Genomic DNA, 23838 nt, shown 5'->3' with positions numbered 1-23838 from the left:
CGGGCATCACTGCATTATGGATCAACCTGCGCCATCAGCTCCGGCACCGATTCCGGACGCTTGGCATAGCGCTGCGCCAACACCGCGCAGACCATCAATTGAATCTGATGGAACAGCATCAGCGGCAGAATCAACACACCAATCGTGCTGCCGGCAAACAACACCTGCGCCATCGGCACGCCGGTGGCCAGGCTCTTCTTCGAACCGCAGAACAGAATGGTGATGCGGTCTTCCTGGCTGAAACCGAACGCCTTGCCCAGCAAGGTCGACGCCAACAGCACCAGCCCCAGCAGGATGCAGCAGACCACCACCAGCCCCAGCAGATCGACCAGCGGAATCTGGTGCCAGATACCTTCGTTGACCGCCTCGCTGAACGCGCCGTACACCACCAGCAGAATCGAACCCTGATCGACAAACTTCAGCCAGTTTTTGTTGCGTCCCACCCACGCGCCGATCCAGCGCCGAGCGATCTGCCCGGCAATAAACGGCAGCAGCAGTTGCACGCTGATTTTCAGGATCGCATCCAGGGTCGAGCCACCGTCGCCGTGCACGTTCAGCAGCAGCGTCACCAGCAATGGCGTGAGAAAGATCCCGAACAGGCTCGACGCCGCTGCACTGCAGATCGCTGCCGGGATATTGCCTCGGGCCAGCGAGGTGAAGGCAATTGCCGACTGCACGGTGGCTGGCAACGCGCAGAGATACAGCATGCCCATGTACAGCTTGTCGCCGATCAGCGGTGACAGCAGCGGTTTCAACGCCAGCCCGAGCAGCGGGAACAGCACAAAGGTCAGACCGAACACCAACAGGTGCAGGCGCCAGTGGCCGGCACCAGCGATGATTGATTCACGCGACAGTTTGGCGCCGTGGAGGAAGAACAGCAGCGCGATGGCAATGTTGGTCAGCCAGCCAAACCCCACCGCGACCTGCCCGCTGGCCGGCAGGAAACTGGCCAGCAGCACGACGCTGATCAGGGTCAGGGTGAAGTTGTCGGGCAGGAATCTTGGGCGGGTCATGGTTTGCTCATCCGGGGGTTGCCAGTACGTGATTGCGACTCTAACGTGAGTGGGAATTACCGACTAACGCCGAAGAGCCAACAGATGCCGCCTAAAGGACATGAGAAAAGCTTCCGGCGCAGCATTCCGGGACTGCCCAGCCTGCCGCGTCCGCTATACGGGCGCACCGAATCGCTGCCCAATCGTGCACTGACCCGGCGCCACAGTCACCCGTGGGTGCAATTGTCGTACGCGATTCAGGGCGTGCTCGAAGTGCAGACCGGCGCCGGGCGTTTCGTCGCGCCACCCGAGCGCGCGGTGTGGATTCCGGCGGGCGTGCCGCACCGAGTGTTCAGCTCGCCGCACACGGAAATGCGCAGCCTGTACATCGATTGCAGTGTGGCTGGCTGGGCGCTGGAGCGTTGTCATGTGTTGGGCGTCAGCGACCTGCTGCGCGAGCTGATCCGCGCGTTCAGTCTGGTCCCGGTGGAATATGACGAGGGTGGCGCACATGGTCGGTTGGCCCAGGTGATCCTCGATCAACTGGCCGAGGCGCCGCAGATCGACCTGATGCTGCCACTGCCCCAGGACAGCCGTCTGCGACAGATCTATCAAAGCCTGGAGCAACATCCGGAACAGCAGACCACACTGCAGCACTGGAGCGAAAAATTCGGCGTCACCGAAAAAACCCTCAGCCGCCTGTTTTTACGCGACACCGGCCTGACCTTCCGTGCCTGGCGCCAGCGCTTGCGTCTGCTGGGCGCGCTGACCCCGCTGGAACGTGGCGAACGGGTCACCGACGTGGCGCTGGCCTGCGGTTATGACTCGACCTCGGCGTTCATCGCAGCTTTTCGCCAGCAGTTTGGTGAGACACCGGGGGAATTTTTTCGCTGATTTTTGTCGATATTTATCGAATTAGCACATGCCATTCGGCAAAGTTCAGGGTAGAGTTTCGTCCATACGCAATTTTCTACACGTCTCGACCATAACCATAATGATCCTCCCCTTTAGCGAACCTGTCGGCGGTAACAGCATGATCGAAGTCACTGAAGTCTCCATTGCTCAATTACGCGCGGCGCTCGACGCCGGCCAGACCACCGCGGTTGAACTGGTGCAGGCCTATCTGGCCCGGATCGACGCCTATGACGGCCCGAACACCGCCACCGCACTGAATGCGGTGGTGGTGCGCAATCCCGAAGCACTGGCCGAAGCCCGGGCGTCCGACGCGCGCCGGGCCAAGGGCGAAACCCTCGGCCCGCTGGATGGTATCCCTTACACCGCCAAGGACAGCTATCTGGTCAAGGGTCTGACCGCTGCTTCCGGCAGCCCGGCATTCGCCGATCTGGTGGCACATCGCGACGCCTTCACCATCGAACGCCTGCGCGGCGCTGGAGCGATCTGCCTGGGCAAGACCAATATGCCGCCGATGGCCAATGGCGGCATGCAGCGTGGCGTCTATGGCCGGGCCGAAAGTCCGTACAACGCGGCCTACCTGACCGCGCCGTTTGCCTCCGGCTCGTCCAACGGTGCCGGCACCGCGACCGCGGCGAGCTTCTCGGCGTTCGGTCTGGCGGAAGAAACCTGGTCGAGCGGTCGCGGCCCGGCATCGAACAACGGTTTGTGCGCCTACACGCCATCGCGCGGAGTAATTTCGGTGCGCGGCAACTGGCCGCTGACGCCGACCATGGACGTGGTGGTGCCGTATGCCCGGACCATGGCCGATCTGCTTGAGGTGCTCGACGTGGTGGTCGCCGAAGACCCCGACACCCGTGGCGATCTGTGGCGCCTGCAGCCGTGGGTACCGATCCCGAGCGTCGATTCGGTGCGCCCGGCCTCCTACGCCGAGCTGGCGGTAAAGTCCGATGCACTGGCCGGTAAACGCCTCGGTGTACCGAAGATGTACATCAATGCCGACCCCGAAGCCGGCACCAGCGAAGCCCCAGGCATCGGCGGCCCGACCGGGCAGCGGATCAACACCCGCGCTTCGGTGATCGACCTGTGGAACCAGGCCCGCACCGCGCTGGAAGCGGCCGGCGCCGAAGTCATCGAAGTGGATTTTCCGCTGGTTTCCAACTGCGAAGGCGACCGCCCCGGCGCGCCGACCGTGTTCAATCGCGGCATCGTCTCCAAGGAATTCCTGCACCACGAACTGTGGGATCTGTCGGCCTGGGCCTTCGATGATTTCCTGCGCGCCAACGACGATCCGAAGCTCAATCGCCTGGCCGATGTCGACGGGCCGAAAATCTTCCCGCACGACCCGGGTACCCTGCCCAACCGTGAAGGCGATCTGGCCGCCGGCATGGACGAATACGTGCGCATGGCCGAGCGCGGAATCACTCCGTGGGACCAGATCCCGACGCTGCCCGATGGGCTGCGCGGTCTGGAAAAGACCCGCAAGCTTGATCTGGAAGACTGGATGGATGCGCTGAAACTCGACGCGGTGCTGTTCCCGACCAACGCCGACGTCGGCCCGGCAGATGCCGATATCAATCCGGAATCGGCAGACATCGCCTGGAGCAATGGCGTCTGGGTCGCCAACGGCAATCTGGCGATCCGGCATCTCGGTGTGCCGACTGTCACTGTGCCGATGGGGATCATGGCCGACATCGGCATGCCGGTTGGTCTGACTTTCGCCGGTCGTGCTTACGATGACTCGAATCTGTTGCGTCTGGCCTCGGCGTTTGAGGCTACCGGATCGAAGCGTCAGGTGCCGCCGCGTACTCCGGCGTTGGCTGCCCGCAAGTAACAAGGTGGATTGGATTGAGGCTCGAAAGGGTCTCAATCCGCTTTCGGCGGCCTTGCCCTGTCACTCATCTCTGCATCAATACAACCCTGCCAACACACTCTCCCATAACTGGCAACTGACAGTTCTGACAGTAGCGGTCGAACAGGACGGCGAGTAACGTTCTCACTCGATAGACTTTCCATTTGGAAAATCCCTGAAACCGTTCAACACTGAAGGAACGCAACCATGAGCAATGCCATTCTGCTTAAACAACATGGCGTCGATGAAGACTTGAAGCCATTACTCATAGAAGTAGAAGAACAACCCGTTGGCAAATACTACAAGGCCGAATTCAATCCTGATTTTCCGCCCATTCCGAGTTTCAGGCCGGAGCTGTTTATTTATGCATCTTTGGTTCCCGGATCAGTCAGCATCATCGGCCGATATCACGAAGCAGACGTTTTTTACCAGATTACTATCATCATTGATCAGAAGCTCGGAAGTGGCACATATCCAATTAAGAAAGGTGACGAAAGCCGTGTGCGTGCCAGCGTCATTGCTTCTGGGGGATGGCTTCATGCGGACAACGGCGAAATCAAACTAGAGCGAAAACGAGAGCAAAACAACACAAAGGAATCAATATACGCAGAGTTTGATTTCCAAATAGAGTCCGGTGGCAAGCCGCACAAAGTAAAAGGCAGATTAGAACTGCTGGCGTCGGGTCCTCTTGACAAACCTGCACAATAAGAAAGTCAGTCGCAATGACATATTAATGCCAAACGGGTAGGTGCCCGCCCGCAGTGTTTGGCAACTCTGCCTTCCAAATTAACTCGCACTGAAATTTCTCTCGTATTCACGCATCAATGCCGTCTGCCATTGCAAAGACGCCTGCCGCAAAAAAAGCCAGACACTTCGTTTTTATCGAACTTTACCTCAGGAATATACGATTTTCCCTTGGCATTCACTCCTCGCTAGCATGTCCCGGTCTGCCTCCAACGACATAAAAGACAGGGAGATTGCCATGCCCACTGACAATATCAATATTGGCGAACCATGGATGTGGGGCGCGTTTATCATCTTCGTTCTCGCCATGCTTGCACTGGACCTGTTCGTCTTCGGCGGACGCAAGGCACACCGCGTTTCAGTGCGGGAAGCGTCCTGTTGGGTGATCGCCTGGTGCGCACTGGCCTTGGCTTTCGCCGGGTTGCTCTGGTGGTATCTGCACGGCGAGTTCGGCGCCGAAATTGCCCAGCGCAAGACGCTGGAATTCCTCACTGGTTATCTGATCGAGCAGTCACTGTCGATCGACAACATGTTCGTCTTCGTGATGATCTTCAGCTACTTCGCCGTGCCACCGGAATTGCAGCGCCGGGTGCTGCTGTACGGCGTACTCGGGGCGATCGTGATGCGCGCGGCGATGATCTTCGCCGGGGTGTGGCTGGTGTCGCAGTTCGAGTGGCTGTTGTATGCCTTCGGGGTGTTCCTGATCATCACCGGGATCAAGATGCTGATGTTCGCCGAGCAGCAACCGGACCTCGACAAAAATCCGCTGCTGCGCTGGGTGCGCGGGCACATGCGGATCACCCAGGGCTTTCATGGCGAGCGCTTTTTCGTGCTGCAGAACGGCGTGCGCTGGGCCACGCCGATGTTCCTGGTGCTGGTGCTGATCGAGGCCAGCGACCTGATGTTTGCGGTCGACAGCATCCCGGCGATCTTCGCGGTCACTACCGACCCGTTCATTGTCTTCACCTCGAACATCTTCGCGATCATGGGCCTGCGGGCGTTGTACTTCCTGCTGGCAGACATGGCAGACCGCTTTCATTTGCTCAAGTATGGACTGGCGATTGTGTTGGTGTTCATCGGCGGCAAGATGACGCTGATGCCATGGTTTCACATGCCGGTGGAGTGGTCGCTGGCGGTGGTGGGCGGGGTGATTCTGGGGTCGGTGGTGTTGAGTCTGATCGTCACTCGCAAGGAAGACCTCCAACGCACCGAATGACACAACATCTGCAGGAGTGAGCGTGCTCGCGATGGCGGCGTGAGATTCAATGGAAATGTCGGCTGAGCGGACGCCTTCGCGAGCAAGCCCGCTCCCACAGTGATAGGCGGTGGATGAAGGATTCGGGGCTGCACAAGATCCAGGGTGGGAGTGGGCTTGCTCACGAAGGGGCCGGCACATCCAGCATCAATGTCGGCTGACACGACGCATCGCGAGCAGGCTCACTCCTACAGGTGACCGCGGCGTTACTTGTCGGACTTGATGCTGGTCCACACCCGCGTGCGTACGCGTTCGAGTTTTTGCGGCAGTGGCTGGACGACATAGAGGGTTTTCAGAGCCTCAGGCGTTGGCGTCAGGTTCGGGTTGCCGGTGATGTCTTTGTTCACCAGCGGCATCGAGTCCTTGTTCACGTTCGGGTAGCCGAGGAAGTCGCTGATCGGCGCAATGACTTTCGGATCGAGCAAGGTGTTGAGGAATTCATGCGCCTCTTCGACATTCTTCGCGCTTTTCGGAATGGCGAAAGTATCAAACCAGATCGGCGCGCCTTCCTTCGGCAAACGCCAATCGACCACCACACCGTTACCCGCCTCTTTCGCGCGGTTGCCGAACTGATAGAAGCTGCCGGAGTATCCGATGGCCACGCAGATGTCGCCATTGGCGATGTCGGTCATGTATTTGGCCGAGTTGAAGTAGGTCACGTACGGACGAATCTTCAGCATCAGATCCTTGGCCTTTTCATAGTCGGCCGGGTTCTGGCTGTTCGGATCGAGACCGAGGTAATGCAGGGCCAGCGGGAGGATTTCCGACGGCGAATCGAGCATCGCTACGCCGCAGGATTTGAGCTTCTCCATGTTCTCGGGCTTGAACACCAGATCCCAACTGTCCACCGGCGCGTTGTCGCCGAGCGCTGCCTTGACTTTGGCCGGGTTGAAACCGATCAGTACCGTGCCGTACATGTAGGGCACGCCGTACTGGTTGCCAGGGTCATTGGCGTCAAGCAGTTTGAGCAGCGCCGGATCCTGATGACTCCAGTTCGGCAGTTTCGACTTGTCGAGTTTCTGGAACACGCCGGCCTTGATCTGGGTGTCGATGAACTGGTTCGACGGCACCACCAGGTCGTAGCCGGAGTTGCCGGTGAGCAACTTGGCCTCCAGCGATTCGTTGGTGTCGAAGGTGTCCCAGGTCACTTTGATGCCGGTTTTCGCAGCGAAATCCTTGGGCACCGACGGCAGAACGTAATCCGCCCAGTTGTAGACCCGCAGCTCGCGCTGCTCGGCGTGTACCGCGCTGGCCAGCAGCGTCAGCCCACACACGGTGGCACCCAGAATGCGTTTCATCGTGACCATGGTTGTTTCCCCAGAATGCGACGTGAGATCGATGGTTTTTATGTTCTGTACACGGCAGCGGCTGTAAAGGTAGCCAAGGGCAAGGAAGGTCCAGCGTTTCGTTGTGGCTTTGATTCTTGCCGACCGCGGGGTCGCGGCACAGTGGGGGATGGGCCAAAAGGGGATCGAAATGGCCAATTTGAATGACCACTGGAATGCGGAAGCTGGACGGGGATCACTTGTGGTGAGGGGATTCATCCCCGATGGGGCGCGAAGCGGCCCCCTTTATATCTCAAAGGGGGCCGCACTCGCTGACTTCACGACTGCTTCGCAGCCGATCGGGGATAAATCCCCTCGCCACGTTGCTTCTGCGTCTGCCCGCGTGTGGCGAGGCAATAATACAGCGGCACCGTCACCACCAGGCCAAACAGCCACGACAGATCCGCACCGTCCACCAGATTGGCGTACGGCCCGACGTACAGCGAAGTGTTGGCGAACGGCAGTTGCACAATGATCCCGATGAAATAGGCAATGATCGCGTGCAGATTGAAGCGCCCGTAAATGCCGCCGTCCGCGCGGAAAATCGAGCTGATCTCATACGCGCCGCGCTTGATCAGGTAGAAGTCGATCAGGTTGATCGACGCCCACGGCACCAACACCAGCAGCAACGCCAGAATCAGGCCGATGAACTGCGAAATGAAATCCGCCGAGGCACTCAGCGCCACCACGCAACAACCTGCCAAAACCACGCTCGACAACAGCACGCGCACCTTGATGCTCGGCGTCCACTGACTGGCGAACGTCTGGATCGAGGTGATGATCGACAGCACCGCGCCGTACAGATTCAGCGCGTTGTGGCTGATGATGTTGAGCAGGAACAGCACCATCAGAATCGGCCCCAGCCACCCGGTGGACTGCTTGACTGCCGCCATCGCCTCGGTGCCTTCCGGCGTCGCCAGCACTGCCACGGCGCCAAAGCTGAACGACAGAATCGTCCCCAGCGTCGCGCCCAGATAAGTGGCCCAGAACGGTTTGGCGATGCCGATATCCGCCGGCAGGTAACGCGAATAATCGGACACGTACGGCGAGAAGCTGATCTGCCAGATGATCCCCAGCGACACCGTCGCCAGCCAGCCCGACAGATTGAAACTGCCGCGCGTCAGGAAGTCTGCCGGCAAGTCGTGGGCGAAGATGTAGATGAAACCGGCGAGCAGCGCGCTGCCCATCACCCAGGTGCCGATGCGGTTCAGCGTGTGGATGAAGTTGTAGCCGATCACGCCAATCGCCGTGGCCGCCAGTGCGCCGATCAGAATGCTCAGCGGCGCCGGTACCGACGGTGCGATGCCGACAATCGACTTACCGGCCAGCACGATGTTGGAAATGAAGAAACCGATGTAAATCAGCGCCGCAAAAAACACGATCAGTAGTGCGCCGTAACGCCCGAACTGACCACGACTCTGAACCATTTGTGGAATGCCCATGCGCGGCCCCTGCGCCGAGGCCAGTGCGATCACCACGCCGCCGATCAGGTGCCCCACCGCAATCGCCAGCAGCCCCCAGAGCAAGTCGAGATGGAACACCTGAACCACCATGGCGCCGGTGACGATGGGCAATGGCGCGATGTTGGTGCTGAACCATAAAGTGAAAAGGTCGCGGGCCTTCCCGTGGCGTTCCGCGAGTGGGACGTAGTCGACCGTGTGATTCTCGATCAACGGATCTTGCCGGGACATCTGGGACATATGCATGAACTCGAGTTTGTCTGTTCTTATCTTTGTATGAAGCCAAACCGGGGGGACTCTGCGGTCGCCCCTCAGATGCAGACCATATTATGGTATTCCAAACATTTCACAAGACTGATCCGTAGTTTACGGCGCTAGCTGATCCGCCATCCTCACTGATACTGCGGCCTGCAGGCCAGCCGAAAGCCCAATAAACGCTGAGTTTCCGACGAAAGCACCACGTTTATCGGTTCAGCCTAAAAGCGCTTGCAAAGAAAAAATACTGGTATACCATCAGACCAACAAATACATAAAAATCGCGTCACAACACCCGAGGACCGTCCAATGATCGATGCTGCCATCTACAAACAAGTCATGGGCTCGTTTCCGTCCGGCGTCACTGTCATCACCACACTGGACGATGACGGCCAGATCGTCGGCCTCACCGCCAGCGCCTTCAGTTCACTGTCGATCGACCCGGCCCTGGTGCTGTTCTGCCCCAACTACAGCTCCGATTCTTATCCCGTGCTGATCAAGAACAAGCGATTCGCGATCCACGTCCTGTCCGGCGGCCAACAGAGCGAGGCTTACGCCTTCGCCCGCAAAGGCAAGGACAAGGCGCAGGGCATCGAGTGGACGTTGAGCGAGCTGGGCAACCCGATCCTGGCCAATGCGACGGCTATCATCGAGTGTGAGTTGTGGCGCGAATATGAAGGCGGCGACCACGCGATCATGGTCGGCGCGGTGAAGAATCTGATCGTCCCGGAGCAGCACACCGGGCCGCTGGTGTATTGCCACGGCAAGATGGGCGCCCTGCCCGTTCTGGCCTGAATGGAACAATTGTAGGAGTGAGCCTGCTCGCGATAGCGGTTTAGCAGATGTCGAAGTGTTTTCTGACACACCGCTATCGCGAGCAGGCTCACTCCTACAGGTTTTGTAGCCTCAACAATAAAAGACCCGAGGAAGCGTCATGAAATTTTCCCTGTTCATCCACATGGAACGCTGGGACGAAAGCGTCAGCCACCGCCAACTGTTCGAAGACCTGACCGAACTGACCCTGATGGCCGAGGCCGGCGGTTTCAGCACCGTGTGGATCGGCGAACATCACGCGATGGAATACACCATCTCGCCAAGCCCGATGCCGCTGCTGGCCTACCTCGCCGCCAAAACCACCACCATTCACCTCGGAGCCGGCACCATCATCGCGCCGTTCTGGCACCCGCTGCGGGTCGCTGGTGAATGCGCGCTGCTCGACGTCATCAGCAACGGACGTATGGAAGTCGGCCTGGCCCGTGGCGCCTATCAGGTCGAATTCGATCGCATGGCCGGCGGCATGCCCGCCTCCAGCGGCGGCCAGGCCCTGCGCGAAATGGTCCCCGTAGTCCGCGCCCTGTGGCAAGGCGACTACGCCCACGACGGCGACATCTGGAAATTCCCGACCTCGACCAGCGTGCCGAAGCCGATCCAGAAGCCGAATCCACCAATGTGGATCGCCGCCCGCGACCCGGATTCGCACAATTTCGCCGTGGCCAACGGTTGCAACGTGATGGTCACGCCGTTGATGAAAGGTGACGAAGAAGTCGTCGACCTGAAGAACAAGTTCCAGACCGCACTCGACAACAACCCCAACGTCCCGCGTCCACAACTGATGGTGCTGCGCCACACCCACGTGCATTCGGCTGACGATCCGGGCGGCTGGAAAGTCGGCGCTAAAGCGATCTCACGTTTTTACCGCACGTTTGATGCGTGGTTCGGCAATAAGGAAGTACCGGTCAACGGCTTCCTCGCTCCCAGCCCAGAAGAGAAATTTGCTGGCCGCCCGGAGTTTGAGCTGGAGAGCCTGCACAAGACGGCGATGATTGGTACGCCGGAAGAGATCATTCCGCGGATCAAGTATTACCAGGAACTTGGGGTGGATGAGTTCAGTTTCTGGTGTGACAACAGCTTGCCGCATGCGGAGAAGAAGAAGTCGTTGGAGCTATTTATCAGGGATGTGGTGCCGGCGTTTCGTTAAGTCACTGCCGATCGCCAGTCCAAATAAAAAGCTCCGAGCAGTTCGGGGCTTTTCAGTTCAGCAGCAATTGAAACCCGGCCTAATAATTCCAATCACAAAAACACTTTGCTAACAGTGTCCATATCAGACTGGATAATCTCTAATTCTTTATCATCAACGCCGATTTCTACAAGACTCTCAACGCTGCACTTTTCGTACGTATCTGCCAAAAATTCCAACACATCAATCGCGTATTGACTTTCCCTTGACAGCCTTAACCCACGACGAATGCCTTCCATATAAATAGCGGTCTGAAGAACTGCGTTAGCGCCAGGAGAATCCTTTCGCATAAGACGCTCCAATTCATCTTGAGTATACGCAAACGCTTGTTCCGGACGAAAACCAAGTTCATCAATCGCGTAGCTATAGTTCCCTGCAACCATAGCTCTAGCCTGATTAAACATACTATCGACTCGCATATTCAATTTTCCACTGTAAATACATTCAATTGAATTTTTAGATAGCGATCACGTGGGGAAAACGCGGACAGACCACGTTTCTTAAATAAATTTCAAAGCTGTGGCCCGTGCCCCTTTATCTAAACGTGGTCTGGCCGCACCTACATGCTGGCACAGCGGAGCCCGAAAAAAAACAACCTTGAGGGCCTTCTTCTCAACACTTTTCCACACGGGAGATCGATCACCAGATCCTGTTGCAGAGCATTCATGGTTCGATCTCCAATACCGGGAGGAACAAGCGGAAGTGGTATGGTTTATTCGAGCGGGACCCGCCCACCTTCATCATTGAAATAATCATGAAACGCGTCAATGATTGTGTCCAAAGTTCCATCACGACCTTTAAGGGCTTGAAACTCCTTGGAACGGATCAAATTACGCCCTAAGCCCTCAGAAAATTTTAACTTGGCATTGGCCTTACTCAGAGCCAGCACACCAAACTCTTCGTAAGCACTTTCAAACAATAGCCAATCAAAACCCAGATTACCGATGATCATCGGGTAATCCGCAGTGCCTTTGAAAAAGTCCCGAAAGCCAGAATTCAAGACTTCGATACCTTCATCGACATTGTTCCCATCGAAAAGGTAGCACAAGCCAGAAGGTGCGCTGAACAAGGCGAATACGTCTGTCGAGAAAACTTCATAGTTCAAGCGAACCAAGTCACTGAGAACATCAGTACTACTTAGCACTGGCCTTTCAAAAAAATAATACTCAAGCCCTGAATCAAGAAAGACCATCGCAGGAAGATCTTTTTCCAAATCAAGGTGCCTCGCTAACGCTGCCGTTATGCGATTCACTTCTTTAAATTCCACTTTTGACAGGCTCATTTACTCAACCTTGAATCGGATTTTGACAATCGATCTGTCGATGCCTTTAATTAGCAATTCTGCCGTAGGTTCTTTTGTCGACGTAGACATCGGATAGAACTTATAAGTCCTGTCTCCTTTGGTCAGCATGGAGACCGTTCCGTCCCCTGAAAACGTTCTGTTGTAACCGTTGGCTTCCAGCGTTTTTATTGCTTCTGAAGGTGAGGTATAAGCATCAATTTGGCCCACGCTCTTTCGCGTCCATTTTGGCTTAAACTCTATACCAGTTTGGTAAGGGGCGCTTTTGCCAATAAGTAACATCCCTGCGGTCATCTGCAGCTCAGTCATCAACGTCGCCCGCTGTTGCAGCGTTAGCGGCTGACCCGCTTGCTGATCCAGCCAACTGGTATCTTTTGCCCACTGGTCTGCGAGAGCCATCTCGTCGGGGGTCAACCAACCTTCTGCCAGGTTTTTGGCGAAGGCCATCTGTTTATCGGAGGTAAATAAAGCCCCCCAACCGTCAACGCCCTGCGATGGAACGGCTATCGACCAGGGGTTACCATTAAGCAAACCCACCATGTCGTAAGAAACATTTCTGCGAAGGAAATTCAACAGATCCTTCGCCACCGGAGTATCCATGGAAACGGCGCTGCTCTGGATTTCATCAACACATGCCCGACTTTTGCAATCATTGATTGCCATCGAACGTTGGGCGGACAGATCCTCATACTTAGTGACGATGTCGCGGATCGTTTGCGCACTACAACCAGCAGTTGATCGACATCCCTCAAGCTCTTTGAGCAATCGTTCGGCGGACGGATGGTCAAGATTGTTGTACTGGGTTGCATTGGCTGTCACAGCAGCAGCAGTGGACGCATCCCCACCTGTAATTGCAGCCGTCAGTACGCCAACCAACTGCGAGGCTGCCAGTAACTTGTTTACCCCTTGCTGATAAACCGCACTGTTCTTGTCAACACCTACCGGCAACAGTTTGTCGGCCAGAAAATCAACCAGCGCCTCATTCGCCCCCGCTGCAATCGCACCGGTACGGAAATCGCCACCCATCGCTTCGGCCATCAAACCGCCCAGCGCGGCATGCATCACAACCTTGGTGACTTTGCCTTGGTCGAATACGGTGATATCACCAATTTTATTAGCTGCAACCGCGCCACCGATGGCAACGACGGAGCCAAGTGCTGAAGAAACCAGATTGTCCTGAAGACTTCCGCCCATGACCGCCGTTTTCGCCAAGGCATCAAACGTCGCCTTCATAGCTACGCTCTGGACACTGTCCAGATCGAAGTTCAGATCTGTGGGGTTGTATCCGAATTTCGAGGCAATACCTGCCGTGATTGCAGCGAAAACGTAACTTTTGAAACTCTCTGAAGCGATCACATCCTTGAAGGTATCGCCCAAGTTGCCCTTGTTGTTGATTGCACTGGTAGCAGCCTGCCCTACCGCTGCAGAAAACGCCGCCGTGGCTGCCGCAGATGCAGCCGCGGCAATGGTAGCAGCCGTAGATGCGGAAGCACCCGCAGCGATTGCCGCAGACGAAGCCGCTTGACCTGCAGTAGCCCCTATCGTCGCGGCTGTTCCGGTTCCTGCTGTCAGCACAGAAACAATGATGACCACCGCCAGCATGGCTGCCGGCCCCATTCCGGAGTTGCTGTATTTGAACGATTCGTGAGTTTCCTTGACCATGCGCCAGTCAACATCACCGCGTTTCTCGGCGTCTTTCAACCAGGCGAGCCCCGGGTCTGCTTTGACCATGGCGTCGATCGTTTGACTGACCGACTTTTGGTTGATGTCGCGCAGGTCGATATTCAAGCCGTCAATAGCATTGATTACCAGATTGCCATTAGCTGTGAGTTCGGTCTGACGCAGTGTTTCGTCGGTATTCCCTCGCCCCTTCGCAGAACTCCAGACCGAGCTTGAACTGCTCTTCTCGTGACTCTCCTGATGCAGATCCTTGACGCCTTCGAAAGTAACGGAGCCGCCACTGGTGATGGTCAGATCATTGCCACTGTCCAGTTTGGCGGCCTGGTAATGTTGATCGCCATTACTCACCAGGACCATGTCACCACCCGAGGTGATCACACTGCCAATGTTGTCGACCTTGGTCACCTCATCACGCTTGGTCTTACTGGAACCGAAAGAGCCCTTTTTCTTCTTGTCGTACAGCGAATAATCAGTGTCCTGGGCCGCGAGAATATTCAGGTTGTTACCCGCTACCAGATACGCCTCGTCGCCCGCCGTGACCCGGCTGGAGACGACGGTCAGATCTTCGCCAGAACTAAGCGCCACACTGCCGCCTGCCGTCACCCCCGACATGACCTGGCTGACATGATCTTCCTGAACGGTAAGTTTCTTGCCCTTGGACAAAGAGTGCTGTTCGTCCGCCGCAGAACTGATGATCAAGTTTTCGGCAGCGCTCATCGAGACATCGCGCTTAGCATCAATCTGGCTGGCGATCACTGCCAAGTCGCGACCGGCCTGCGCTGTGAAATCGCGTCCCGCATTGACGTTCGCACCCAGTTGAGTGACGTCACTGCTGTTGTGTTTGCTGTCGTGAAATACGCTGTTAGTGACTTGTGTCGCTGCGATATTGAGATCGCGCTCGGCATCAAGATCCATGTCTCGACCGCTTTGCAGCACACCACCGGAGATATTAATGTCGCGGCCGGACATGATGCTCAGGTCATTGGTGGCTTCGATACGTGCAGCTGTATCGGCGAAATCGTGATGCTGAGTACCGAAACGTGTACTGCTGTCGGATGAAGTAACAGTGCGCTCGTTGATTACATCTCCACTGAGTGTGTTCAGCGACACTTCACGCCCGGTGATGACGCCCCCGGATTTATTGATAATGTCGTTGGTCGCCAACAGATCCAGACGATTCCCAGCCTGAATAAGTCCACTATTTATCAGATTGTTACCCGCCGTCGCCGACAGATTATTCGTCGCCTTCAACGTCCCGACGTTATCCAGGTTTTCACCGGCAATCAGCGTCACATCATTACCGGCAATCAGCGCCCCGGTAGGACCCAGACGACCATTGGCCTGCGCCAGATAAACCACCGGCACCAGCACTTTTTCGCCGTTCACTTCGTGCTCTTCGAGCCAGACGATGTCGTGCGTCAGCGCGGCAACTTGCTGCGAGGTGAGGCCGACGCCTACCGACAGATTGAGGGCGTCCTTGCTGGCGATGGCGTTGTTCATCAGGTACTTGAACATGCCCTCGTTGGAGGTCTGGCCATCAATGAATGCCTGGCCAGTGCGGGCGGTCACGGCTTGCTGGATCAGGCGTTGCTCGTAGAGGCCGTCGCCGAGACGCTTGGCGCTCTGGTCGGGGTCGTAGCCGAGTTTTTCCAGCAGGTAGTCGGAGCTCATGAACGACTTGAGGTCGGTCAGCACCGGGTTGGTTTCGATCAGGTATTTGTGTGCGTTGGACGGCGCCTTGGTGTCCGGCAGACCGGTGACGCGGGTCACCGGACGGGTGTCGATCGACTCCCTGGCGTCGTTGCCGCGGTCTTTCATGCCCGGGCCGGCGGGTTTGACCGGCACGTTGACGTCGACCGTGCTGGCGACAGCCTGAACGACGCTCGGGGTGCGGTGGAACGTATCCACTGCGCGCGTGCTGTCGGAGACTGCGGGCGGCGCGTCAATGAAAAGGTTACGCGGGCCGCCGCTGCTGCCAGCCACGACGTGAGCTTCCGTGGCGACGGTTTGCCCGCCCACGGTCCAGGTCGGCGCCGGGCCGGTCGCGGCGACTGGCGCAGTATCAGCGGCGCCCTGCCCGCTCAGGCGGAACAGACCGTTCTCCCCGGTTGGCAGGGAGAAGCCTGGCAGGGACAGCGGGTTGACCTGCTGCTGGGCGAGGTCCGGCGGCAGTTGGCTGTTGATCCGGATAACGGTGGTGCCGGTGTTGCCGACGTTGGTGTTGCCGACCTTGTTGGTGCCTCCGGTCGAGCCGTAGTCTTGGTGGATAACGCTGTTTTCCAGTTCCTTGGCGGCGGTGATCGATACGTTGCCGCCTGCCTGGATGACTGCGTTGCGGCCAGTGTTGGTACTGGCAGCACCGGTGCTGTCCACGGCGATTTCAGTGACAGACTCCGCTTTGTACTGGGTCAACTGGCCGGGCAGTTCAACTAGATTGTTCGGGTCATACAGGGAGGGAGTTGTGGTTTCAAAGCCGTAGTTCAGAGCCGGAAGTGCGATGCCGTATCCACGCAACGCACTAACAACGGCGCCCGTTTCACTGTCTTTGAGCGAAACCACGTCATACCACTCACCGTCGCGGTTGCCCTCTCTGATACGACCGGATTTCGGGATGGCCTTACGGATGCCGCCTGACGGATCGATGTAATACACATACGGGAAATCAGGATTGTTTCGCTGGTTGTAGGGCATTACGACGTCTTCGAGAAATTGCGTCGTAGTACCGCCCCCCATGGTGAGTACGTAAGTACTTGAGCGCTCGATCGTCCCGCTTTTTGCACCGATATTCTTCAAGTTGTCAGCAGTGATGTCGATGTTGCCGCTCGCGGCGATAGTACTTTTGCTATTAAGAAACGTACCACCCTTGAAAACGAAATCCTTGCCGACATTGAGCACTGCTGACGCGCTGCTATCAGTGTCAGTACTTTGAAAAAGCTCGCGAGCTATCAGTGTGAAGGTGAAAGTACCGCCCCTGCAGTCATTGCAAATATTGGCGATATAACCCGAGATCAGTTTGCGATCGCCCGACATCACCGGACCTTCGGTACGGTTCTCGAAAACATCGGCGTTGATCTGGAACCCACCACCGCTCTCCATTGACCCGGAGATGTTGTAGACACCTGCAGCCCGCGCAGCACCGCCGTAACCCTTGATGGTCACATTCCCCAACCCGTAGAAATCACCTTTCTGGTTCGTCAGATTGCCCACACTGAGCGTCATGTCGTTGCCGCTGAATATCAGCCCGCGATCATTAAGCAACGAAGGCGTGTTGATGTTCAGGTTCTGCGCCGCACCCAAGGTGCCGTAGTTGGTCACACTACCGGCATTGACGATCAGGTCTTCACTGGAAGTGATGCGCCCGGCGTTGATGAGTGCCCCACCCACACTGATGGTCGAGGTCGCACCCGCAGCAAAACTGCCGCCCGCGCCGATGTTCATCTGTGCTGCGGAGAGGTAAGTGCCGCGCTGGCTCGACAGCCGGCCATTGCCGCTGTAGCCGCCGCTCAACTGCATATCGATCAAGCCATCACTGGCGATCAAGCCGTCGTTGGTCCAGTTGCCGCCCCGCAGCTGTAATACATCCGAGGCGAGCAACTTGCCGCTGGCGCTCTGGCTGAACTGCCGGACGTTGACGTTCAAGGTTCCGGCCTGAATCACGCTGGAGTTGTTCCAGGTATCGGCATTGAGTTCCAGCAGCCCACCGGTGGTGATGCTGCCACCCGCACCGATCACATTGGCCGTGGAAATTTCGAACTTGCCGCGGCCGACGTGGTTGAGTTGCCCGCCGTCATTGAGGAAGCTTCCGACGTTGACAGTCATGTCGGTGTTGGCGGTTTCCAGCACACCGTTGCGGTTGTCGAGTTGGCCGCCGATCTGCAAATCGGTCTTGCCCGAGTTGCCCAGCGAACGCAGACGACCATTCTGGTTGTTGACGCTGGCCGCCCTGACGGCGAGTTGCGTGTTGCTTTCAATGACGCCCGCAACGTTGCTCAGCGCGCCGCTGAGGCCGAAGTCGATGCGCTCACCGGCAATCTGCCCGGCGCCGTTGTCCAGATTGGTGCCGCTGACGCTCACCAGACCTTTGGCATAAAGCACACCGTTGCGGTTATCGAATCCGGCCGTGGTGATGTTCGCGTCTGTCGCTTGCGCGGAGATGCGTCCGCCGTTGTTGTCCAGCCCGGCCAGTGCCGACAGCTTCAGACCCTGTGCCTGAATGATGCCGCCCTGACGGTTGTTGTTGAGGTCGTAGCCATTGCGCAGCACACCTACCGTGCGCGCTTCGAGCGCGCCCTTGATGCTGGACAGAGTCCCGCCACGGTTATCGATATTGGCGGCGTTGATGCTCACATCACCGTTTTGTGCGATGACCTTGCCGCTCTGGTTGTCGAGGTCGCCGCTGATATCCAGGGTCAGGCCGTTTTCGCTTTGCAGCGCACCCTTGCCGTTGTTCAGGCTCGCCGCCTTCAGTTGCAGCGCGGCGTTCTGGCTGTAGATCAAACCGTCAGCGTTGTTGCGCACTGCGCCGCTGGCGGTAATCTGTAGCAGATCATTGGCGGCGATGGTGCCCTTGTTGCTGTTGTCCAGCGTGCCGCTCGACAGGTTCAGATTCTTCTGGCTGGCGAGTTGGCCGTTCTGGTTGCTCAGATCAGTCACGCCCTTGATCAGCACGGGGCCCGCGCCAGCCAGTCGGCCACCGTTGTTGTTGAGGTCGCCGCTGAGGTTGAGGGTGATCGCGTCGTTGCTGGCGATCTGGCCACCACTGTTGTCCAGTCGCGAAACCGTGGCGGTGATCGCCTGCTGCGCATTGATCGCGCCGCCGACGTTGGTCAGCGCCATGCTCAGCAGATCCAGCGCACCGTCGCTGGCGATCAAGCCGCCCTGACTGTTATTGAGCGCGCCGCTTAGCGTGAGCGTCTGCCCTGCTCCGCTGCTCAGAATGCCTTTGTTGCTGTTATCGAGGCTGCCGGCCTTGACGGTCAGGCTGCCCTCGGCAACCAGTGCACCGGCGCCACTGTTGAGCAACGCGTCCTGGAGCTCGACCGCGACATCACCGAATTTGCTCGAGAGTGTGCCGCTGTCGCGGTTGTCGAGGCTGTTGCCGCTGACGCTCAACCCTTGCCAGCCGGACAGCAAGCCTTTCTGGTTGGTGATCGAGGTGCCACGCAGCAAGAGTTTTTCGCCGCTGATCAACTTGCCGGCATTGTTATTCACGGCACGAGCGATGACGTCAAAACTCAGGTTGCTGGAGATCTCACCGCGCTGGTTGTTCAGGTCGCGCAGACGCTTGAGGGTCAGCGGGCCTTTGGCGGTGAGCAGGCCGCTCTGGTTGTCGAGGTCACCGTTGGCCAGCTCCAGCGTGATGGCTTGGTCGCCCAACAGGCGGCCGCCGTTCTGGGTCAACGAAGTCAGGGTCAGATCGATGTCACCCGCGGCGGAGACTTCACCGCCATTGCTGGAGTCGAGACTGGTCGCGGTCAGCTTCAGATTGCCCTTGCTGTTGATCAAACCACTGTCACGGTTGTTCAGCGCCATCGCATTGAGCGTGACCGCGCTGACACCCAGCAGCGTGCCGCTTTGGTTGTTCAGATCGGCGCTGCTGATGTTCAGCGCCTGCGCAGCACTGATCAGGCCGCTGGCATCGTTGCGCAACAGGCCATCGACCGTAAGTTCAAGATCGCCACGGCTGACCAGGCTGCCACCGCTGTTGTTCAGGCTGCCTGCCCGCGCATCAATCGACGCCGCGCCGATCAGGCCCTTGACGTTATCCAGCGCGTTGGCAATGCGCAGGGTCAGGCCCTGATTGCTCAAGAGTTTGCCGTTGCTGTTGTCCAGGCTCTGCGCGGTAAGGACGAACGCTTCAGTGCTGGAGATCGTACCGCCCTGGTTGTTGACGCCATTGAGTTGCTTGAGCAACAAAGTGCCAGGCGCGCTGATCACGCCGTTGATGTTGTTCAACTGGCCGTGATTCAGGTCCAAGTTCAGGCGCGTGTTGCTGAGCAACTTGCCGCCCTGTTGATCGAAGCCGGTCACCGATGCGGTCAGTGCGCCCTGGCTGCCGATACTGCCGGCATCGCTGTTGGTTACCTGGCCGGCGACGAGATTGAGCGTGTCGGCGCTGCTCAGCGAACCGCTGCTGTTATCGAAGTCACCGGTCGTGACCGTGACCGCGCCTTTGCCACTGAGGGTGCCCTTCTGCCGGTTATCCAGGCCAGTACTTTTCAGCACGAGGGCGCCATCGGTGACGATCCTGCCTGCCTGGTTATCGATGTTGCCGCTGCTGTCGAGAGTGATATCTGCAGCGCTGGACAGGCTGCCACCGGTATTGCTCAGTTGCGCAGTATTGACGGTCAGCGCGCCTTCGCTGCTGACTTTGCCGAGTTGGTTGGTGAAGTCGCCGCTGAGGTTCAGCAGCATGTCCTGCTGGCTGAGCAATTCACCGCCGCTGTTGTCCAGCGTACGACCTTGCAGCTTCAGCAGCGTGCCCGTGTCGATCAGGCCCTTGTTGCGGTTGAGCAACTGATCGACCGTGAGCGTCAGTGCCTGGCTGATGAAGACCTTGCCGCCATCGCTGTTATCGAGTTTTTTACCGGTCAGCAGCAGATCGCTGTTGGTGGAGATTTCGCCGCCACGGTTGTCCAGCTCAGCGACCGTCAGGGTCATGGCTTTGGTCGAACCGAGCAAGCCACCCTGGCGGTTGTCGAGGGTCTCGGCGCTCAGTTTGAGCATACCGGTGGCGATCAGTTTACCGTTCTGGTTGTTCAGGTTTTTGACCTGAACACTGGCATCGGACTTGCCGGCAATACTGCCCTGCTGGTTGACCAGCGTATCGGCGGTCAGCGCCAGTTCACCGTCGGCGATGAGTGTGCCGGACTGGTTGTTCAAGGTCTTGTCGGTGGTTAGCACCAGAGGGCCACGACTGCTGATCAAGCCATCCTGGTTGTCGAGGCTCACGGAATGGCTGTCGAGTGCCGCCGCAGAAATTACGCCTTTGAGGTTATTCAGCGCTTGAGCAATACGCAGCGTCAGCCCTTGCTGGCTGATCAGCTTGCCGTTGCTGTTATCCAGGTCATTGGCGGCGAGGGTGAATGCTTGCTGGCTGGAGATCTCGCCGCTGTGGTTGTTCACGCCATTGAGGTTTTTCAGCAGCAGGGTGCCGGGCGCGTTGATCAAACCGTTCTGGTTGTTCAATTGGCCGTGGTTCAAATCAAGGGTCAGGTCGGATTTGCTGAACAGTTCGCCGCCCTGCTGATCCAGCCCGGTGACCGATACGTTCAACGCTTGCTGGCTGGCAATCCGGCCAGTGGCGTTGTTGACCTGAGCGGCCTTGAGCGTCAGAGACGCTTCACTGGTGAGTTTGCCGCCCAGGCTGTTATCGAAATCACCGGTATCGACATGACTGGCGCCTTTGGCGCTGATCAAACCTTTCTGGCTGTTATCGAGGCTGGCGCTGGTCAGGGTCAAGGAGCTGTCGGTGTTGATCGAACCCGCCCGATTGAGCACCGCGCCACGACTGGTTACCGACAATACGCCGGCTGTGCTCAGGCCACCGGCGCTGTTGTCGAACCGGCCAAGATTGGCCGTCAGCGTGCCCTCGCTGCTGATAGTGCCCTGCGCGTTGATCAAGGCATCGTCGAGGGTAATCACCAGACCGTTGAGACTGTTGAAGCGACCGCCGCTGTTATCCAGGCTGCTGCCGGTCAGCGTGGTTGCGCCCTTGGCGCTGATCAGGCCTTGATTCAGGTTGATCAGTTTCGCCACGGCGAGGCCCAGGTCGGTGCCGGCCAGCAGCTTGCCGCTGTCGCTGTTGTCCAGGCGCTGGCCCTTGATGTTCAACAGCAGACTGCTGGAGATTTCGCCGTTGCGGTTGTCGATGTCGTCGACTGTCAGGGTCAGCGCTTTTGTGGTGCCGACCAGACCGCCATTGCGGTTGTCGAGCGTCTTGCCGGTCAGGCTCAGATTGCCCTGAGCGACCAGCGCACCGCCCTGTTGTTGCAACAGGCCGATGGTCGCTGTCAGATCGTTCTGGCTGGAAATTCGGCCTGCGGCGTTTTGCACTTCGCCCGCGTTGAGGCTGACCGGACCGACCGCACTGATAAGTCCGCCGCTGTTGTCCAGACGTGTACCGGCGTAAGCGATACCGGACTTGCCGGTGATCTGACCCTTGTCGCGGTTGTCCAGGCGGTCGACGTTGAGTGTCAATTGCTGATCGGCCTGGATCACGCCGGCACGGTTGTCCGCGGTATCGCTGCGCAGTGCCAGGGTGGTTTTACCGATGAGTTTGCCGTCGCGGTTGTCGAGGTTGCCGGTTTGCGCGTCGATGGCGCCCTTGGCAGTGATCTCGCCTTTGTTGCGGTTGTCGAGTGCGCCGCGCAGACGCACGGTCAGGCTGCCGTCGCTGACCAGCACACCGCCATCGCGGTTATCCAGGCTGGCCGCCTGCAGACTCACCCACTGGCCGGAGCCGAGCACGCCGTCACGGTTGTCCAGCGCGCCGCTGAGGTCGATATTCAGCCCCAGATCGCCGAGGATCTGACCGCTGCGGTTGTTCACCGTTGCCGCGTTGAGCCGGGTGACGCCGCTGCTGGAAAACTCGCCGTTGCTGTTGTCCAGTTGACCGAAACTACCGGTCAGATGGCCCGAGCTATGGATCACCCCTTGAGTGTTGAATAGCTGATTGGCGGTGACGTTCAGCGTCGCATTACCGAGCACGCGGCCGCTGTTGCGGTTGTCCAGCGTGCCCGCCGTGATCGCCGTGGTTTGTCCGCTGAGCGTACCGCCCTGGTTGCTCAGGGTTTGCGCAGTGCTGACTGTCAGATTGCGGCCGGCGATGAGGCTTTTGCCAGTGTTGTCGAGGTTTTGCGCACTCAGGCTCAGATCACCGTTGGCGTTACGGCTGCCGTCGGCGTTGACCCCGGCCTCGATGACTCCGGCGTTGGTCAGCTGACCGCCGGCACTGAGGTTGATACTGTCGCGGGCAGCCAGGGTCTGGCGGTTGGTCAGATTGCCTTGGGTCTGCACGTTCAATGTCGTGCCGGCATACACCGGCCCGCGCGCATCGAGACTGGCCGCCTTGGCGTTGACTGCACCGGTCGCCGAGGTATCGGCCAGGCTCAATTGACCATTGGCATCAAGCTGAATATCGCCACCGCTGGCGATCAGTTTACCGTCGAGCTTCACCCCGACCCCGGCCTCGGTGCCCACCAGTTTGATCGCCCCGGCATACATCCCGCCCAGCGCCGAGGAGTCAATCGCCAGTTGCGGTTTGGCGCTGCCGTCATCGGCACGGGCCGTGACGTTCAAGGTCTGCGCGTTGACGTCGTTGCGCCCGGCAACAATCGTCAGGTTCTGCGCCTGGAGCTCAGCGTTGATCTTCGCGCTGCGGGTGATGATTTCGAAACGGTCAACGTTGTTGGCGTTGAGGCCGGCGCCTTCGATGGCGACGCTGCCCTGATCAACTTGAAAACGATCCAGCCGCCCCGCGCCATCCAGCACCGGTTTGCCGGTGGTCAGCGTGACCCGTGGCGAGTTGATGAAGCCGCAGCCATTACAGGTGATGCCATACGGGTTGGCGACGATCACTCGCGCTGACTGCCCCGCCACTTCGGTGTAACCGCGCAACTGGCTCGGGTTGCCGCTGATGACTTCGTTGAGAATGGCTTGCGCCGAGCCGCTGTTTTTCAGGTTCGGGTTGCCGATGATGTGGCCGCCCAATTGTGTGTTCGACGTCTGGCTCGAGCCGTTGTTGAGGATGACACCCTGCGCGCCGACGTTGTAATCGTGGAACTGGTTATGCGACAGCCCGCTGCCGTTGGGCGTGGCGATGTTGATGATCGGCACGCCATTGCCGGCCCGGTCCAGCGCGGTGTTCGGGTTGGCCACGACAATGCCGTCGGCCTGCGCCCACATCGGTTGCCAGAACATGACGTTCGCCAGCAGGAACGCCAGCCCGCGCTTGGGCATGCCCAGAAACGACTCACGGTTTTTTACGGCCGCAGAAGGCTGGCCTGCAAGGAAGGCGAACTGACGAACATCCATGTCGATGGTCT

General features: G+C 58.3%; 12 protein-coding genes. 6 read left to right on the top strand and 6 right to left on the bottom strand.

The window, feature by feature from the left end; all coding sequences use genetic code 11:
- Window positions 1-14 precede the first annotated feature (14 nt).
- Entirely contained in the window at window positions 15-1013 is a 999-nt protein-coding gene (locus AC3WMV_RS22120) for a bile acid:sodium symporter family protein (protein WP_103369692.1), read from the bottom strand.
- An 84-nt stretch (window positions 1014-1097) separates the two neighbouring features.
- Between AC3WMV_RS22120 and AC3WMV_RS22115 the strand changes: the two genes are divergently transcribed.
- From AC3WMV_RS22115 to AC3WMV_RS22100, 4 genes are all read left to right on the top strand, one after another.
- Window positions 1098-1886, top strand: coding sequence for an AraC family transcriptional regulator (locus tag AC3WMV_RS22115; protein ID WP_103369693.1), 789 nt, complete (start codon window positions 1098-1100; stop codon window positions 1884-1886).
- A gap of 139 nt (window positions 1887-2025) precedes the next feature.
- On the top strand, window positions 2026-3738 hold the full coding sequence (locus AC3WMV_RS22110) for an amidase (protein WP_103369694.1): 1713 nt from the start codon (window positions 2026-2028) through the stop codon (window positions 3736-3738).
- Window positions 3739-3963: 225 nt separating this feature from the next.
- Window positions 3964-4464, top strand: a complete 501-nt coding sequence (locus AC3WMV_RS22105; RefSeq protein WP_103369695.1) for a hypothetical protein — start codon at window positions 3964-3966, stop codon at window positions 4462-4464.
- 274 nt (window positions 4465-4738) lie between these two features.
- The gene (locus AC3WMV_RS22100; RefSeq protein ID WP_103370561.1) at window positions 4739-5716 is read left to right on the top strand and encodes a TerC family protein; all 978 of its coding nucleotides are present in this window, start codon (window positions 4739-4741) and stop codon (window positions 5714-5716) included.
- 245 nt (window positions 5717-5961) lie between these two features.
- Here the strand turns inward: AC3WMV_RS22100 and AC3WMV_RS22095 are convergent, their stop codons facing one another.
- Together AC3WMV_RS22095 and AC3WMV_RS22090 are read right to left on the bottom strand one after the other, a co-directional pair.
- Entirely contained in the window at window positions 5962-7062 is a 1101-nt protein-coding gene (locus tag AC3WMV_RS22095; protein WP_027613051.1) for a polyamine ABC transporter substrate-binding protein, read from the bottom strand.
- A 296-nt stretch (window positions 7063-7358) separates the two neighbouring features.
- The gene (locus AC3WMV_RS22090; protein ID WP_103368575.1) at window positions 7359-8780 is read right to left on the bottom strand and encodes a purine-cytosine permease family protein; all 1422 of its coding nucleotides are present in this window, start codon (window positions 8778-8780) and stop codon (window positions 7359-7361) included.
- Between the two features lie 324 nt (window positions 8781-9104).
- On the opposite strand from AC3WMV_RS22090, the gene AC3WMV_RS22085 reads away from it, so the two are divergent.
- Together AC3WMV_RS22085 and AC3WMV_RS22080 are read left to right on the top strand one after the other, a co-directional pair.
- Window positions 9105-9590: a flavin reductase family protein gene (locus tag AC3WMV_RS22085; protein WP_086790921.1), complete on the top strand. Its 486-nt coding sequence runs from the start codon at window positions 9105-9107 to the stop codon at window positions 9588-9590.
- A gap of 139 nt (window positions 9591-9729) precedes the next feature.
- The gene (locus AC3WMV_RS22080; protein ID WP_103368576.1) at window positions 9730-10773 is read left to right on the top strand and encodes an LLM class flavin-dependent oxidoreductase; all 1044 of its coding nucleotides are present in this window, start codon (window positions 9730-9732) and stop codon (window positions 10771-10773) included.
- A 92-nt stretch (window positions 10774-10865) separates the two neighbouring features.
- Here AC3WMV_RS22080 and AC3WMV_RS22075 read toward each other — a convergent pair whose 3' ends face one another.
- From AC3WMV_RS22075 to AC3WMV_RS22065, 3 genes are all read right to left on the bottom strand, one after another.
- Window positions 10866-11231 carry a hypothetical protein gene (locus tag AC3WMV_RS22075; protein WP_103368577.1) on the bottom strand — a complete coding sequence of 122 codons (366 nt, stop codon included), beginning with the start codon at window positions 11229-11231 and terminating at the stop codon, window positions 10866-10868.
- A 293-nt stretch (window positions 11232-11524) separates the two neighbouring features.
- Window positions 11525-12094 (bottom strand): hypothetical protein, encoded by a 570-nt coding sequence (locus AC3WMV_RS22070; RefSeq protein ID WP_103368578.1) that lies wholly within the window; start codon window positions 12092-12094, stop codon window positions 11525-11527.
- A complete protein-coding gene (locus AC3WMV_RS22065) occupies window positions 12095-23827 on the bottom strand; it encodes a two-partner secretion domain-containing protein (protein ID WP_103370562.1) in 11733 nt (3910 codons plus the stop codon).
- Window positions 23828-23838: the final 11 nt, after the last annotated feature.

Source organism: Pseudomonas sp. FW305-3-2-15-E-TSA4 (genome assembly GCF_058787295.1).
The sequence above is the reverse complement of the archived record's forward strand: the minus strand, read 5'-3'. Positions and strand labels throughout refer to the sequence as shown.

What these genes read in the sequence shown, in the direction of transcription:
- AC3WMV_RS22120 (WP_103369692.1), bottom strand. Translation starts at nt 1,013, where the DNA reads ATGACCCGCCCAAGATTCCTGCCCGACAACTTCACCCTGACCCTGATC.
- AC3WMV_RS22115 (WP_103369693.1), top strand. Translation starts at nt 1,098, where the DNA reads ATGCCGCCTAAAGGACATGAGAAAAGCTTCCGGCGCAGCATTCCGGGA.
- AC3WMV_RS22110 (WP_103369694.1), top strand. Translation starts at nt 2,026, where the DNA reads ATGATCGAAGTCACTGAAGTCTCCATTGCTCAATTACGCGCGGCGCTC.
- AC3WMV_RS22105 (WP_103369695.1), top strand. Translation starts at nt 3,964, where the DNA reads ATGAGCAATGCCATTCTGCTTAAACAACATGGCGTCGATGAAGACTTG.
- AC3WMV_RS22100 (WP_103370561.1), top strand. Translation starts at nt 4,739, where the DNA reads ATGCCCACTGACAATATCAATATTGGCGAACCATGGATGTGGGGCGCG.
- AC3WMV_RS22095 (WP_027613051.1), bottom strand. Translation starts at nt 7,062, where the DNA reads ATGGTCACGATGAAACGCATTCTGGGTGCCACCGTGTGTGGGCTGACG.
- AC3WMV_RS22090 (WP_103368575.1), bottom strand. Translation starts at nt 8,780, where the DNA reads ATGTCCCAGATGTCCCGGCAAGATCCGTTGATCGAGAATCACACGGTC.
- AC3WMV_RS22085 (WP_086790921.1), top strand. Translation starts at nt 9,105, where the DNA reads ATGATCGATGCTGCCATCTACAAACAAGTCATGGGCTCGTTTCCGTCC.
- AC3WMV_RS22080 (WP_103368576.1), top strand. Translation starts at nt 9,730, where the DNA reads ATGAAATTTTCCCTGTTCATCCACATGGAACGCTGGGACGAAAGCGTC.
- AC3WMV_RS22075 (WP_103368577.1), bottom strand. Translation starts at nt 11,231, where the DNA reads ATGCGAGTCGATAGTATGTTTAATCAGGCTAGAGCTATGGTTGCAGGG.
- AC3WMV_RS22070 (WP_103368578.1), bottom strand. Translation starts at nt 12,094, where the DNA reads ATGAGCCTGTCAAAAGTGGAATTTAAAGAAGTGAATCGCATAACGGCA.
- AC3WMV_RS22065 (WP_103370562.1), bottom strand. Translation starts at nt 23,827, where the DNA reads ATGGATGTTCGTCAGTTCGCCTTCCTTGCAGGCCAGCCTTCTGCGGCC.